This is a genomic window from Bacillus sp. EKM206B (genome assembly GCF_011066015.1).
Taxonomy (GTDB): domain Bacteria; phylum Bacillota; class Bacilli; order Bacillales; family Bacillaceae; genus Bacillus; species Bacillus velezensis.
Map to the genome: position 1 here is coordinate 225,022 of NZ_JAAMNL010000004.1, position 13,003 is coordinate 238,024.

The 13,003-nt window shown below is 45.8% G+C and carries 14 protein-coding genes; 1 reads left to right on the forward strand and 13 read right to left on the reverse strand.

The features are described from left to right. Nucleotides 1-210: 210 nt before the first annotated feature. The 6 genes from spoIVA to G9F50_RS10155 form a co-directional block, all read right to left on the reverse strand. On the reverse strand, nt 211-1,689 hold the full coding sequence (gene spoIVA, locus G9F50_RS10130; protein WP_007409454.1) for a stage IV sporulation protein A: 1,479 nt from the start codon (nt 1,687-1,689) through the stop codon (nt 211-213). A 185-nt stretch (nt 1,690-1,874) separates the two neighbouring features. Continuing rightward, nucleotides 1,875-2,609: a hypothetical protein gene (locus tag G9F50_RS10135; RefSeq protein ID WP_060562924.1), complete on the reverse strand. Its 735-nt coding sequence runs from the start codon at nt 2,607-2,609 to the stop codon at nt 1,875-1,877. A 19-nt stretch (nt 2,610-2,628) separates the two neighbouring features. After that, a complete protein-coding gene (locus G9F50_RS10140) occupies nt 2,629-2,832 on the reverse strand; it encodes a DUF2768 domain-containing protein (RefSeq protein ID WP_015240106.1) in 204 nt (67 codons plus the stop codon). Nucleotides 2,833-3,149: 317 nt separating this feature from the next. Then, a complete protein-coding gene (locus G9F50_RS10145) occupies nt 3,150-4,187 on the reverse strand; it encodes an NAD(P)H-dependent glycerol-3-phosphate dehydrogenase (protein ID WP_003153434.1) in 1,038 nt (345 codons plus the stop codon). 17 nt (nt 4,188-4,204) lie between these two features. Next, nucleotides 4,205-5,515, reverse strand: coding sequence for a ribosome biogenesis GTPase Der (gene der, locus G9F50_RS10150; RefSeq protein WP_003153433.1), 1,311 nt, complete (start codon nt 5,513-5,515; stop codon nt 4,205-4,207). Between the two features lie 192 nt (nt 5,516-5,707). Beyond that, nucleotides 5,708-6,310 carry a YphA family membrane protein gene (locus tag G9F50_RS10155; protein WP_025284933.1) on the reverse strand — a complete coding sequence of 201 codons (603 nt, stop codon included), beginning with the start codon at nt 6,308-6,310 and terminating at the stop codon, nt 5,708-5,710. A gap of 76 nt (nt 6,311-6,386) precedes the next feature. Here G9F50_RS10155 and G9F50_RS10160 point away from each other — a divergent pair, with 76 nt between their 5' ends. Next, nucleotides 6,387-6,518, forward strand: a complete 132-nt coding sequence (locus G9F50_RS10160) for a YpzI family protein (protein WP_003153429.1) — start codon at nt 6,387-6,389, stop codon at nt 6,516-6,518. A 34-nt stretch (nt 6,519-6,552) separates the two neighbouring features. Here G9F50_RS10160 and fni read toward each other — a convergent pair whose 3' ends face one another. The 7 genes from fni to sleB form a co-directional block, all read right to left on the reverse strand. After that, a complete protein-coding gene (gene fni / locus G9F50_RS10165) occupies nt 6,553-7,602 on the reverse strand; it encodes a type 2 isopentenyl-diphosphate Delta-isomerase (RefSeq protein ID WP_032866317.1) in 1,050 nt (349 codons plus the stop codon). 14 nt (nt 7,603-7,616) lie between these two features. Beyond that, nucleotides 7,617-8,765, reverse strand: a complete 1,149-nt coding sequence (gene rpsA, locus G9F50_RS10170; protein ID WP_003153426.1) for a 30S ribosomal protein S1 — start codon at nt 8,763-8,765, stop codon at nt 7,617-7,619. 227 nt (nt 8,766-8,992) lie between these two features. Further along, the gene (gene cmk / locus G9F50_RS10175; RefSeq protein WP_015240110.1) at nt 8,993-9,667 is read right to left on the reverse strand and encodes a (d)CMP kinase; all 675 of its coding nucleotides are present in this window, start codon (nt 9,665-9,667) and stop codon (nt 8,993-8,995) included. Between the two features lie 78 nt (nt 9,668-9,745). Further along, on the reverse strand, nt 9,746-9,922 hold the full coding sequence (locus G9F50_RS10180) for a YpfB family protein (RefSeq protein ID WP_003153420.1): 177 nt from the start codon (nt 9,920-9,922) through the stop codon (nt 9,746-9,748). Between the two features lie 46 nt (nt 9,923-9,968). Continuing rightward, nucleotides 9,969-10,625: a flagellar brake protein gene (locus G9F50_RS10185; protein WP_007409449.1), complete on the reverse strand. Its 657-nt coding sequence runs from the start codon at nt 10,623-10,625 to the stop codon at nt 9,969-9,971. Between the two features lie 88 nt (nt 10,626-10,713). Further along, the gene (gene ypeB, locus G9F50_RS10190; RefSeq protein WP_007409448.1) at nt 10,714-12,063 is read right to left on the reverse strand and encodes a germination protein YpeB; all 1,350 of its coding nucleotides are present in this window, start codon (nt 12,061-12,063) and stop codon (nt 10,714-10,716) included. Nucleotides 12,064-12,087: 24 nt separating this feature from the next. Then, the gene (gene sleB, locus G9F50_RS10195; RefSeq protein ID WP_060562776.1) at nt 12,088-12,957 is read right to left on the reverse strand and encodes a spore cortex-lytic enzyme; all 870 of its coding nucleotides are present in this window, start codon (nt 12,955-12,957) and stop codon (nt 12,088-12,090) included. Nucleotides 12,958-13,003: the final 46 nt, after the last annotated feature.

A 13,003-nucleotide genomic window follows, 5' to 3' on the forward strand; every position in this document is an offset into this window, starting at 1 on the left:
CAAAGTGAAGATTTTCTGTATGTAGAGTAACACATATAAAAAGCCATATCAAGCATTTTAAAGCCTCAATCCCTTGCTCGTCAAGGTTTTCACGTGTTTTACCGAACAAATATTCCTTTTTTTGCTTTTTTCCTCCTAATCCTTGATTGATTTCCAGTATCTAAAAAGAATAAAAAAAAGACCCCCCGTTTCAGGAAGAGGTCCTTCAGCTTACAAAATAATGGCGATCAGGCCGCCTGAGCCTTCGTTAATAATTCTCTCCAGCGTTTCTTTCAGTTTATATCTCGCATTTTCCGGCATGAGTGACAGTTTTGCGGAGATTCCTTCTCTTACGATAGAGCTCAATGATCTGCCGAAAATATCGGAGTTCCAGATAGAAAGCGGATCATCTTCAAAGTCCTGCATTAAGTAACGGACAAGTTCTTCACTTTGTTTTTCCGTCCCGATGATCGGCGCGAATTCACTTTCCACATCCACTTTGATCATATGAATGGACGGAGCGACCGCTTTGAGCCTTACTCCAAACCTTGATCCCTGTCTGATGATTTCCGGTTCATCAAGGCTCATATCGGCTAAGGCCGGGGCGGCAATGCCGTAGCCGGTCTGTTTCACCATTTTCAGCGCATCTGATACCTGATCATATTCTTTTTTCGCGTGGGCGAAGTCCTGCATTAATTCAAGCAGGTGGTCTTTCCCGCGGATTTCAACGCCGACCACTTCTTTTAAAATCTGGTCATATAAATGATCCGGCGCATACAAATCAATTTCTGCGACACCCTGGCCAAGTTCGATTCCGGCCAGACCGGCGCTTTCAATAAACTCAAATTCACTGAAGTGGCCGACAACCCGGTCGACATCGCGCAGGCGTTTAATATCTTTTACGGTTTCTTTCACTGATTCCTGGTAGCTCTCTCTGAGCCAGTGATTTTCTTTCAGCACCATGACCCAGCTCGGAAGGTTGACATTGACTTCCAGCACAGGGAACTCGTAAAGCGCTTCTCTGAGGACGCTTAACACATCTGTTTCCCGCATGCTTTCAACACTCATGGCGAGGACGGGAATATCATATTTCGCGCTTAATTCAGCTCTGAGCGCTTCTGTTTCCGGGTGGTACGGTTTTACGGAGTTGATGACCATAATAAACGGTTTGCCGACTTCCTTCAGCTCGTCGATGACTCTTTCTTCCGCTTCCACGTAATCGCCCCGCGCAATATCGCCGATTGAGCCGTCTGTCGTAATGACGACCCCGATTGTGGAGTGTTCCTGGATGACTTTTCTCGTACCGATTTCCGCTGCCTCATGAAAGGGAATCGGTTCTTCGTACCAAGGTGTATTGATCATTCTCGGGCCGTTTTCATCCTCATATCCCTTCGCCCCGGGAACCGTATATCCCACACAATCCACAAGACGGATGTTGACATCAAGTCCTTCCGCGACATGAACGGACATGGCTTGATTCGGGACAAATTTTGGTTCTGTGGTCATTATCGTTTTTCCTGCTGCGCTTTGCGGAAGCTCATCCTGCGCCCGCGCTCGATCGGCCTCATTGCTGATATTCGGGAGCACCACGAGCTCCATAAATTTTTTAATGAATGTAGATTTCCCTGTACGGACAGCGCCAACGACTCCTAAGTATATATCGCCCCCTGTTCGTTCAGCGATATCCTTGAAAATATCGACCTTTTCCAAGTGATCCCCTCCCGGACTTCCTATCCTTATCATTTTTCATTCACCATTCTCCAATCAAATACAGGACACTATATGTGTATGACGTTGTCCTATTTCAATATGACATCTTTAGAAAATTTTCAGGCAGTCTTTTCTATCAAAATCAAAAAAACCTTTCTCCCTATTTGTATGCGCGGGAAAAAGGTTCATTCCTGTTTCGTTTGACTTTCTAAAAAAACGGGTTCCTGTTTTTCATTTACGGTGTATGTGACTGAAAAGGCCGGGACGAAAGGAGTCTCTCTCCATAAAATATCCTGAATTTCCGCGCCCGGTTTGATTTTCTTTTTGTTTTCCTTCAGGCAGCGGGCGAGATCGACGCGATAGTCGGCATAGATTTCTCCGTCAGCGCCGATTAAAAGCGGCAGAGACGTGCCTGAAACCGGACTTTTGACTGAAGGAGAGTCTTTCATGCCGAGCTTTTTTTTATTTAAAGTGAACAGCCCTTTTGAAACGGCGTCCTCATAGGGAGGATATGTATGCTTTTCCTGATACATTTTGACACGCAGCTTCATGTCGCGGATTGCTTCCGCCATTTGGAGATCGACCAGCTTGACGGTCGGCTTATTTTCCACATCGACAAGCACGTATTGGTACATTCCACCGCTTTCATAAGCTGAGGCCGGCGGCTCCTCTATGTATCTGGGCGCGAGCCGCTTAAAATCTATCGGATATTTTTGATAGAGCGGTGTTTTCATATCTTTTGTCTGAATCGGCAGAAGTCCGCCGTTCGCCTTTTTAAATTCATCCACTGCCGCTTGCACCTGCTGAAGCTGATGTTTGTAAGATACTTTATTTTCAGTTTTTTCCGCTTCAGGGTACAGACAGCCGGACAGCAGGAGCACCGCCATTGCCGTTATGACGGCCATTTTTAACTTATGCATTCCGCGCCCCCTTTTTGCTTTATTCATTGACAGGCCCGCTGAAAACGACCATTAACACGATCAATCCCGAGATGATCATGCAGGCATAAGCGAGTGAAGAAACCGCTGCTTTTATCAGTTTGTTTTTCACTTTGTACCTGCTGACATAAATAGAGGCCACCGCAACAAACATTAATCCCATCGCACCAAGCGCAAACCACATTTTCATCAATGCCACACTCACGTTCGTGCCCCCCGTCCCATCATTGTAAGCGTTATATTTCATTTTAATATACAAATGTTGAAAAGATCAACAGGTTTTCCATCTATTGAAAAACAAAAAAACTGAAGCAAAGAGGGGGACTTTGCTTCAGTCAAGTTGACTATATTCACCTGTACGTCTGAGATACACTCTCTTGGACTTCGATGCTATAGTATGCGCAGATGCATACGTCTGCATCCTCTTCTGCCTAAATCAGCAAATGTTTTAAGCGATTTCAGCCGGAGAGTTCTGCGTTTTGGACTTTCGTCACTTCAGAATATGCTGACGGCATGGTATTGTCACTTCACCCGGTTTTCGAATGTGTTGACCAAGTCTTCCATCTCATGGGTTTTCACTCTGGCCATTAAGGATTCTACGGCCGTTTCTACCTTCTGCCCGTTAAATAATACTTGATGAAGCGCCTCTGTGATCGGCATTTTCACTTGGTATTTTTGAGACAGCTGATACGCAGCTTTCGTCGTCCGCACGCCTTCAACAACCATCCCCATCTTATCCAGGACAGCTTCCAGCTTATATCCTTTGCCGAGCAGGTTGCCGGCGCGCCAGTTTCGGGAATGAACGCTTGTACACGTCACGATTAAATCGCCTACGCCGGTCAGGCCGGAAAAGGTGAGCGGATTTCCGCCCATCTTTGTGCCGAGTCTGGCGATTTCAGCAAGACCTCGGGTGATTAAGGCCGCTTTTGCATTATCTCCGTATCCCAATCCGTCTGTAATCCCCGCTGCAAGAGCGATGATATTCTTTAACGCTCCCCCTATTTCAACACCGATCATATCCGGATTGGTATAGACGCGGAAATGCTGGTTCATGAATAAATCCTGAACCGCTTCTGCAGCCTTGATATTTTTTGAAGATGATGTAACAGTCGTCGGGTGTCTTAATCCGACTTCCTCAGCGTGGCTCGGCCCTGAAAGCACGACGATGTCTTTTCTGTACTCCTCAGGCAGCTCCTCTTCCATTAATTCTGAAATGCGGAGAAGCGAATCCGGCTCAATTCCCTTGCTGACATGAACAAAAATCGATTGTTTCGGGATGTACGGCAGAGCCTTTTTCAGCACTTCCCGAATGGCTTTTGTCGGAACTGCCACAATGATGAAGTCAGCTCCTTTTAAAGCCTCGCTTAAATCAGCTGTACCGATGATAGAACTTGATAGCTCCACCCCCGGCAGGTAATCTTTGTTTTCATGCAGTTCGTTGATTTGATCGATCAATTCGGCACGGTGTCCCCACATCATGACTTGATGTCCGTTATCAGCCAGCACTAAAGAAAGTGCAGTGCCCCAGCTTCCCGCTCCAAGCATTGCCACTTTTTTCATCTCTGTATCACACCTTTTTATTTTCTTGCTCTTGCAAATATTTTAATTGGCGTACCTTCAAATCCGAAAGCGTCCCGGATTCGGTTTTCTAAAAAGCGTTCATAAGAAAAATGCATCAGTTCCGGATCGTTGACAAAAACAACGAAGCTCGGCGGCTTAACAGCGACTTGAGTCGCATAATAAATTTTCAGACGGGAGCCGTTGTGCGTCGGAGTTGGATTCATGGCGACCGCATCCATAATGACATCATTTAAGACATTTGTCTGCACGCGGAGAGAGTGGTTTTCACTCGCTTTAATAATCGCAGGCATGAGTGTATGAATCCGCTTTGTCGTCAGTGCCGACATAAACAGCACCGGCGCGTAATCGAGAAATTGGAAATGTTCCCGAATATTCTGTTCAAATTCTTTCATCGTGCGCTCGTCTTTATCAACGGCATCCCATTTGTTTACGATAATGACGACGGCTTTCCCGGCTTCATGGGCGTATCCGGCGATCCGCTTGTCCTGCTCAAGGATGCCTTCTTCTGCATTCAGCACAACGCCGACGACGTCTGAGCGGTCAATGGCTTTTAACGCCCGAAGCACACTGTATTTTTCTGTTGTTTCATATACTTTACCCTTTTTTCTCATTCCCGCCGTGTCAACGATTACAAATTCCTGCTGATTGTAGGTGAACGCCGTATCCACAGCGTCTCTAGTCGTTCCGGCTACGTTGCTCACGATAACTCGCTCTTCGCCGAGCATCGCATTGACAAGGGATGATTTTCCGACATTCGGGCGGCCGATCAGGCAGAATTGAACGACATCATCACTGTACTTCGTCTCCGGAATGTTTTTAAAATGCTCGGCACAAGCATCGAGCAAATCTCCCAATCCTAAACCGTGTGTACCCGAAATCGGATACGGTTCTCCAAAGCCGAGCGCATAAAAGTCATAGATGTTCGCTCTCATTTCGGTATTATCTAATTTATTTACGGCTAATACGACCGGTTTTTTCGTCCGGTACAGTATTTTTGCCACTTCTTCATCCGCAGACGTCACACCTTCGCGGCCGTTCACCATAAAGATGATCACATCAGCCTCGTCCATGGCGATTTCAGCCTGCTGGCGGATCTGTGTCAGAAACGGTTCGTCTCCAATATCAATTCCGCCCGTATCAATCAGGTTAAAATCATAATTCAGCCATTCCGCCGAACTGTATATCCGGTCCCGCGTCACTCCGGGGGTATCTTCTACTATTGAAATTCTTTCACCCGCAATCCGGTTAAAGATTGTGGATTTTCCCACATTCGGTCTTCCGACAATGGCTACGACAGGTTTACCCATAGTACCCTTCCTTTCAATCCAGCCGCTTACATTTTCACAAAAAATTGTTCAACCGGTTATTAAAAATCATCTTCGCTATGAAAAGAACCCTTCAAACAGAAGGGCTTAACTCATTTATTATATCAGTTTTCACTGAGATCACAATGTATTCTTCAAAATGTTTCGCATTCATGTAACAGTCTCCGTCTGTTTTCAAGACATTTTTGTCGCTCCTTTGCCCTGCTTTTTGCTTTTTTGGCTGATGCGCGCCGCAAGCTGTTCATATGTAGTCAGCCCGACGAGCAGAATCACTCCCGCCGAACAGCCTGAAAGCCATTGATAATCCCCGACGGCTGCAGCACCCGCAATATTGCGGATGACCGCAGCATACAATAGCTCCCCCTGGCACATGCCGAGAACAAAAAGACAAAGCCTCTCAGGGAACCGCCCCTCAACGGAAAGCGTAATAACGGTAAGCAGTATAACCGCCGCCCATTCAGGTTTTATGATAAACCAAACAGGATCATATAATGCAAAAAGAAAAATAAAGCTGTACGCCGCAGCCGCCGTCAGATGAATCACAATATTACGGAGCCGTTTATGCATGCCGAGGCTTCCCGCATAAACAAATGCCGCAGCAAAAAACATGACATATGCCGCATTCAGCGTAAAATAAGCCGTAATCTGATGTATGCTTGCCATCATATTAGTCAAAATAAAGACTGATACGTAAAAACGGCTTTTCGTTTTGGCAAAAATAAAAGTCGCTAGTATCCATAAAAACCACATTGACCAGTAATAATAAAACGGTTCCATAATCGCTCCTCCTCTGATCAGTATGGAGCGGGAACGCATTTTTTAAACCAATTATGCCTGAAAGGAGCGGATAAGGATGGGAAAAGACAGACAGGAGAAAAAACTGAAAGCCTCCCGACGAGTGGAATCTGATCGCGATGATTCGATTCACCATAAAGGAGCGACAAGCCTTGAGCAAAACGGGGAATTCCGAAAAAGAAAATCGTAAAAAACAGAAAAAGGCATGCGGGTTCGCATGCCTTTTAACGTCTGCTGAAACGGGACGTGTCAATCCCCCGTTCAGAAAGCCAGTGATGTGTGTCACCTTTTATGACCAAAGGCGTCTTTTGCAATTGGGAAACCGATTGGCATCCGAGGGCGGTCATAATCATTTTCAGCTCTTGCAAAAGCGCCGTCATCTCGTCAAACAGGCCCTCTTCTCCTTTAGAGGTGAGAGCTTTCAGAAAAGTGCCCGCCATTCCCGCGCCGGAAGCGCCGAGGGCAATCGATTTGGCGACATCCAGGGCGCTTTGCAGCCCGCCGGATGCGATAATTGATTGATCAGCGGAGAGCGAGTGGATTTCCGCTAAGCTTGCGGCAGTGGAAATCCCCCACGTATTAAAAAAATGAAGCTCCTTCTCTCTGCGCATATTTTCGATCTTAGAGAAATTTGTACCGCCGTATCCGCCGGCATCAACTGCTGCTGCGCCAGCATCAAATAACTGCCGTGCCGATTCCCTGCTCATTCCGAAGCCGACTTCTTTGACAAAAACGGGAACTCCCGCTTCCGCCGCAATCCGCTCAATACGGCCGAGAGCGCCAGTAAAGCTTCTGTCACCCTCTGGCATGACGATCTCCTGAATCACATTTAAATGAATCTGGAGGGCATCTGCTTGAATCATATCAACTGCTCTTTTCGCTTGCTCGGCATCCGCCTCGCTGCCTAAATTGGCAAATATCAGCCCGTCCGGATTCTCTTTTCTGACGATCTCGTAAGAACACCGTTCGGAGGGATCTTTTAAAGCTGACATTTGCGAACCGACAGCCAGCGGCATGCCGGCTTTGCGCGCGGCTATTGCCAGCGATCTGTTAATTTCGTATGTAAGCTGTCCGCCGCCGCCTGTCATCGCATTGATAAAAATCGGCGAACTGCTTGTGAGTCCGCCGATTTTCGTTGATATATCCACTTTTTCCAATGCTAGGTTCGGTAGGCTGACATGAACAAACGTAATATCATCAAGCCCCGTTTCCCGGTTTTGGCCGGTAGACAGCGCATGATTTATATGTTCTCTTTTTCGTTCTGCTCGTGTCACGTTTTATCACCAATTTATTTTAATTTATTAAGCTTGTCTCCGATTAAATCGCCAAGCTGGAAGCCGGTGCTCGGCTCTTCTTTCGCCTGGTATTGGCGGAAGTCCTCCTGATCGGCTTTCGGCGCTTCTTCAAGCTCACGCATGCTTAAGGAAATGCGCTCTTCGCTTTCGTTCACGTCAAGCACTTTCACTTTAACAGTCTGTCCTTCTTCAAGCACTTCATGCGGCGTTCCGATATGTTTATTGGAAATTTGCGAAATGTGCACAAGTCCTTCCACGCCCGGAAGAATTTCAACGAAGGCGCCGAAGCTTACAAGGCGCTGCACTTTTCCTTCAAGCACATCTCCCTGTTTTACCTTTTCGCCGATCTGGCTCCAAGGTCCCGGCAGCGTTTCTTTAATAGATAAAGAAATACGTTCGTTATCGCGGTCTACGGACAGTACTTTCACTTTTACGTCCTGACCTTCTTCCACCACGTCAGACGGTTTTTCGACGTGTGAATGAGACAGCTGCGAAATATGAACAAGCCCGTCAATTCCGCCGATGTCGACAAATGCGCCGAAATCAGTCAGACGCTGCACTTTTCCTTCAAGCACGCTTCCAACCTCAAGTGTTTGGAGAAAATCATGCTTTTTGGCTGTCTGTTCTTTTTCCACTACAGCCCGGTGTGACAGAATCACCCGGTTTTTATCACGGTCGAGTTCAACGACGATAAGAGAGAGGGTTTTCCCTTTATAGTCAGTGAAATCCTCGACGAAATGAGCTTCGACAAGTGATGCGGGAATGAAGCCGCGAACGCCGATATCAACGACGAGACCGCCTTTCACCACATCTTTCACTTCAGCTTCAAACACTTCTTTTGTGTCGAATTTTTTTTCAAGGTCTTCCCAAGCGCGGTCAGCATCAACGGCACGTTTAGATAAAATCAAAGCATCGTCTTCCACTTTTGTTACTTTCAGGTCAAGCTCGTCGTCAACTTTTACGACATCCGATGCTTTCTCTACATGAAGACTTGATAATTCACTGATTGGAATGATTCCGGACTGTTTGACATTGACAATTTCGACATCTACATGCTTGTCCTCTACCTTTGTCACAATCCCTTTTACTACATCTCCAACCTCTGGCACTTGAACATCAATTTGATTCATTTCCTCTGTCATTTGAATAACCTCCTTGGTCCAAACCTACACAGCTTAATTAATACGGTTTGAAAGCTGAACATGTGAATGTCCGCTTTTCAGCCGAATATGTATTAAAGAATCATCCAAAAAAGATTTTGAATGATCAATAAAAAGTTTTATTAGTATTAACTTCTAATAAATGGACTGGTTTGTCAAGCAATAACATCTTGTCTTTCGAAAAAAATTATAAAGCGCTCCGCCCGAAGTTAACGTGATTTCTGTTCGACGATCTCCAGAATTTTTCCTGCGACTTCGGCAATGCTGAGTGACGTCGTATCGATTTCAATCGCGTCTTCCGCTTTGCGCAGCGGGGAAACTTCCCTCTCTGAATCGAGTTTGTCGCGTCTGGAAATTTCTTCAATGAGCGTCTCGTAATTCACGTCATAGCCTTTTTTCTTATTCTCTTCATATCGGCGCTTCGCTCTTTCCTCTACAGACGCGAGCAGAAAAATTTTCACTTCGGCATCAGGCAGCACATGAGTACCGATATCACGGCCGTCCATGACGACACCGCCTTTTTGTCCGAGCTGCTGCTGTCTTTTGACCATTTCTTCTCTGACGCCTTTATGCTTGGCGGCGATTGATACTTGGTTGCTGACTTCGTCTTTTCGGATTTCTTCTGTCACATCTTCTCCGTTTACCAGAACGATTTGTCCTTCCGGAGCGGATACAAGCTCAATTTCCGTACGCTTCAGCAGCTCTGTAAGCGCTGCTTCATCAGTTAAATCGGCATTCTGCTTGAGCGCCGTATATGTAATGGCACGATACATCGCTCCTGTATCAATGTACACATATGATTTTTTCTCAGCCACTATTTTAGCAACGGTGCTTTTTCCGGCAGCGGCCGGCCCGTCGATCGCAATTGATAATTTCTTGTCCATAATCTCTCTCCTTGCTCTTTACTCCTCTATGGATTGTATCATGAACTGCCGGAAAAGGGGCGAAAAAATTGAGCTGATTTACCGCTTTACCGTTTCAATCCATTCTTTTTTCTCCATTTTATCAACTCCCTCATATTTCACAGCTTTCGAAATATAAGGTTCAATAGGCTGATAATGAAGCAAAAATTGCACCGCGCCCAAAATTATAAGCTGAATACAGACCAATTTGACCAGCAGACGTTCAAACGTTTTCATATACGCGCACCTCCATTAGGATTAGTATGGAAAAGTGCGCTGCTGTTTATTCCGACAGACTGTTTCTTCTCTGCTGAAGCTGCGCGCGCATACAATATTGGAGTAAAAGCTGCTGTGATGCGGGATCGATTTCTGCAAATTCAAGCGTCATTTTTTGTTTATCCGCCTTTTCATCATAAAAAATCCGCTGGGTAACAGCCTCGGCCGTAATATCGGCTGTATTTTCCTTGCCGGGAAGAGAAAATGAGACATACAGCTTTTCACCTGGTTCCGCGGAAATATGCTCAGGCATCACAACAGCGATTCCGCCGGCGCTGATATTAGAGGAAACCGTTTGGAAAGCGGTTTTTTTCGCTTCCATTTTGACGGATACATCCAATACTGCGTCTGCACGGACGTATCGGCGTCTTTGAATCCGCTTCATTTCCTCCTGAGGGGGGATGTCCAATCCGATCATCGGGATGGGGTCTTTTTTCTTTCCTTTGATTATGCTTTTAAATTGATACGGCACGTGGCCATTCCCCATAAATTCCGCTGTTATTTCCAATCCTTTATGCAAAAAGACCGTCCGTCCCGAATCCAAATCGACGGGATATGAGATGTGCAGTTCGCCGTTTTCAACGCTTACTGCTTTGCTCCTCGCTTTTTTGGGCTCATTGTTCTCTATGTATTCAATCCAAATATAATCTCCGACAGCTATCATGGGCCTTCACTCTTTCATTATTTATGCTTTTATTAAAGCATGTAACGAAAAAAAGGAAAAGACTTTTAGTCCTTTCCTCCTTTATTTTTTATAGGTCTTTATATATAGGTTCTGCACTTTTTAACTTTTCTATTTTTTCCTCTTTTCCGTCGTCCGCATTAATGAACATTTGATATGTGTCTTTCCCGATCGTCCCAAGCATTTCGTAGCAAAGCACTTCCTGACCGAGTTCATTCGTGATCAGCGCCTGCCGGGTCTCCCGCACTTCAACATTTTTATTCAGCTTCGCTTTCGCTTCATCAGCTGACAAAGCGGGAGCCGGAATCGTTCTCGTGCGGTGTGCGGCCAGGTAATCACGCGCGGAAAAACCGACGACTTCACCATCATCCAGCGCCACTTTCATTCGGATGGCTTCCGGATAAATGCGGACATTTTTCTCCACGGGGATAAAAGAAAAGACGCCGATGTTATTATATTGCGCGCTTTCATCAATTTCGAGGCCTTTTGTTTCATATCCATTTTTCTTTAAAAACGCGACGGCCCGGTTTGATGCTTCATTGAGGCTGATCTTTTGTTTCTTCACGGCCCGTTTTTGAATCAAATAGACCGGATGTCCGCCTTTTTGGGTAATATCCATATAGATAAAAGACTTGTTGTCGGCGTCTTTCATGCGGATGCTGTATACGTCCCGATTCGTCTTCCTGCCGCTTTTGACCACTTTAATTGAATAATTATGATCAGGCGCAAACCGTTGTGCGATTTTGACCGCTTCTTTTTCCGTAATTTGTTTTCCTTTCAGATGCGTAAAACCTTTTCGTTCTGTATTTGCTCCCGTAAATGTGGGGCTGATGCTGTCTTCAGAAAAAGCGCCTACATTTTTTTCGACTGTTTTAAAGCTGTCGACGATCGTATTATCGCTTTGTTTTTTGTCAGAGGCGAGCGCCATCTCAACATCCATCCACCGTAAATTTTTGCTCATGACGAGATGCTGAACGCTGCGGAGCTGGTTTTGAATGTTCTCCGCCTGTTTGTACAGGCTGTTCAGTGTTGTATATTCTTTCTTATCAAGCGGTTTTTGATCTAAATCCCGGACGGATGTTTTATAGCTGAAATCTCCTATGTTGGATAAAAACTCCTCCGTCTTATTAAAAGGCATGAGAGTCAGCGGCAGCTGGCTCACATTGTTATGTGCTTCAGATGTAATTCTCCATACATCAATGAGCGCCGGAGACAGAGATTTTTTACTGTTCATTGCAAGCGTCGTCCCGATTTTGTCGTGAAGCTGATCAACATGGTACGTCAATTCATGAAAAGCCCTCTGATAATTATTTTCCGCATGCAGAAGGACCGCATCTTTTTCCTGATGCTCTTTATATCCCCAGTATCCGGTTGCGGCGATCGCGACACCGAGAACAGCGATAATGATTCCTCTAATCATGTTAACACCTCATTTTGCGTACTTTTACTCACAGAAAATGTGTTTTCCGATTCTTTTTATCTGCGGACGTCCCCAAATCCATTTGCTTGTCGCCGTATCAGGATTGAAATAATAAATCGCGTTTTCAGAAGGATCCCAGCCGTTGATCGCATCAAGAACCGCTTCTTTTGCCCTTTCATTCGGCTGCATATATATTTGGCCGTCGGCAACGGCGGTAAACGCGAGCGGTTCGAAAATGACGCCGGCCACCGTATTCGGAAATAACGGGCTTTTAATACGGTTTAAAATAACCGCGGCGATGGCAACCTGCCCTTCAAACGGCTCACCGCGTGCTTCCCCGTACACAGCCTGTGCCAGAAGATTGATGTCGTTGTTTGAGAAACCGCCAGGCATATTGGCCGCTGTCGTATTTTGCTTTTGATTTGACTGACCGCCTGTATTGTTTTGCGGCTTTTGAGCAGGCTTATTCGTTCCCGCCGGCTTCTGCGTTCCGGCTCTCGGTTTTGTTTGGTTTTCCAATGGGACGTTGCCATAATGAGTGAACGTATTCCCTTTTTGGATCTGCTCCATTACATATTCACGGTAATATTTTGATTTAGAAATCAGCACCTGTTTGGTTTTCGCGCCGACGAGGCCGTCAACCGGCTTCATGCCGAATTTCTCCTGAAAATTTCTCACGGCCCAGTATGTGATCCAGCCGTAAACACCATCGATTTTCCCGTTATAAAATCCGTTATATTGAAGACGGGCCTGCAATTCTATAACATCATCACCCGTCGCGCCTCTTTGAATCACTTGATTTGAAAACGCATGAACCGTTTCATGATGATCGAAGAAAGCGGCGGCGAAAGAAAATAGAATGAGACATGCCATAAAGGCTCCTTTGCACTTCATCTCTTCAAGCCTCCTACTGCAAAATTTAAAGTGTACCCGTATTGTC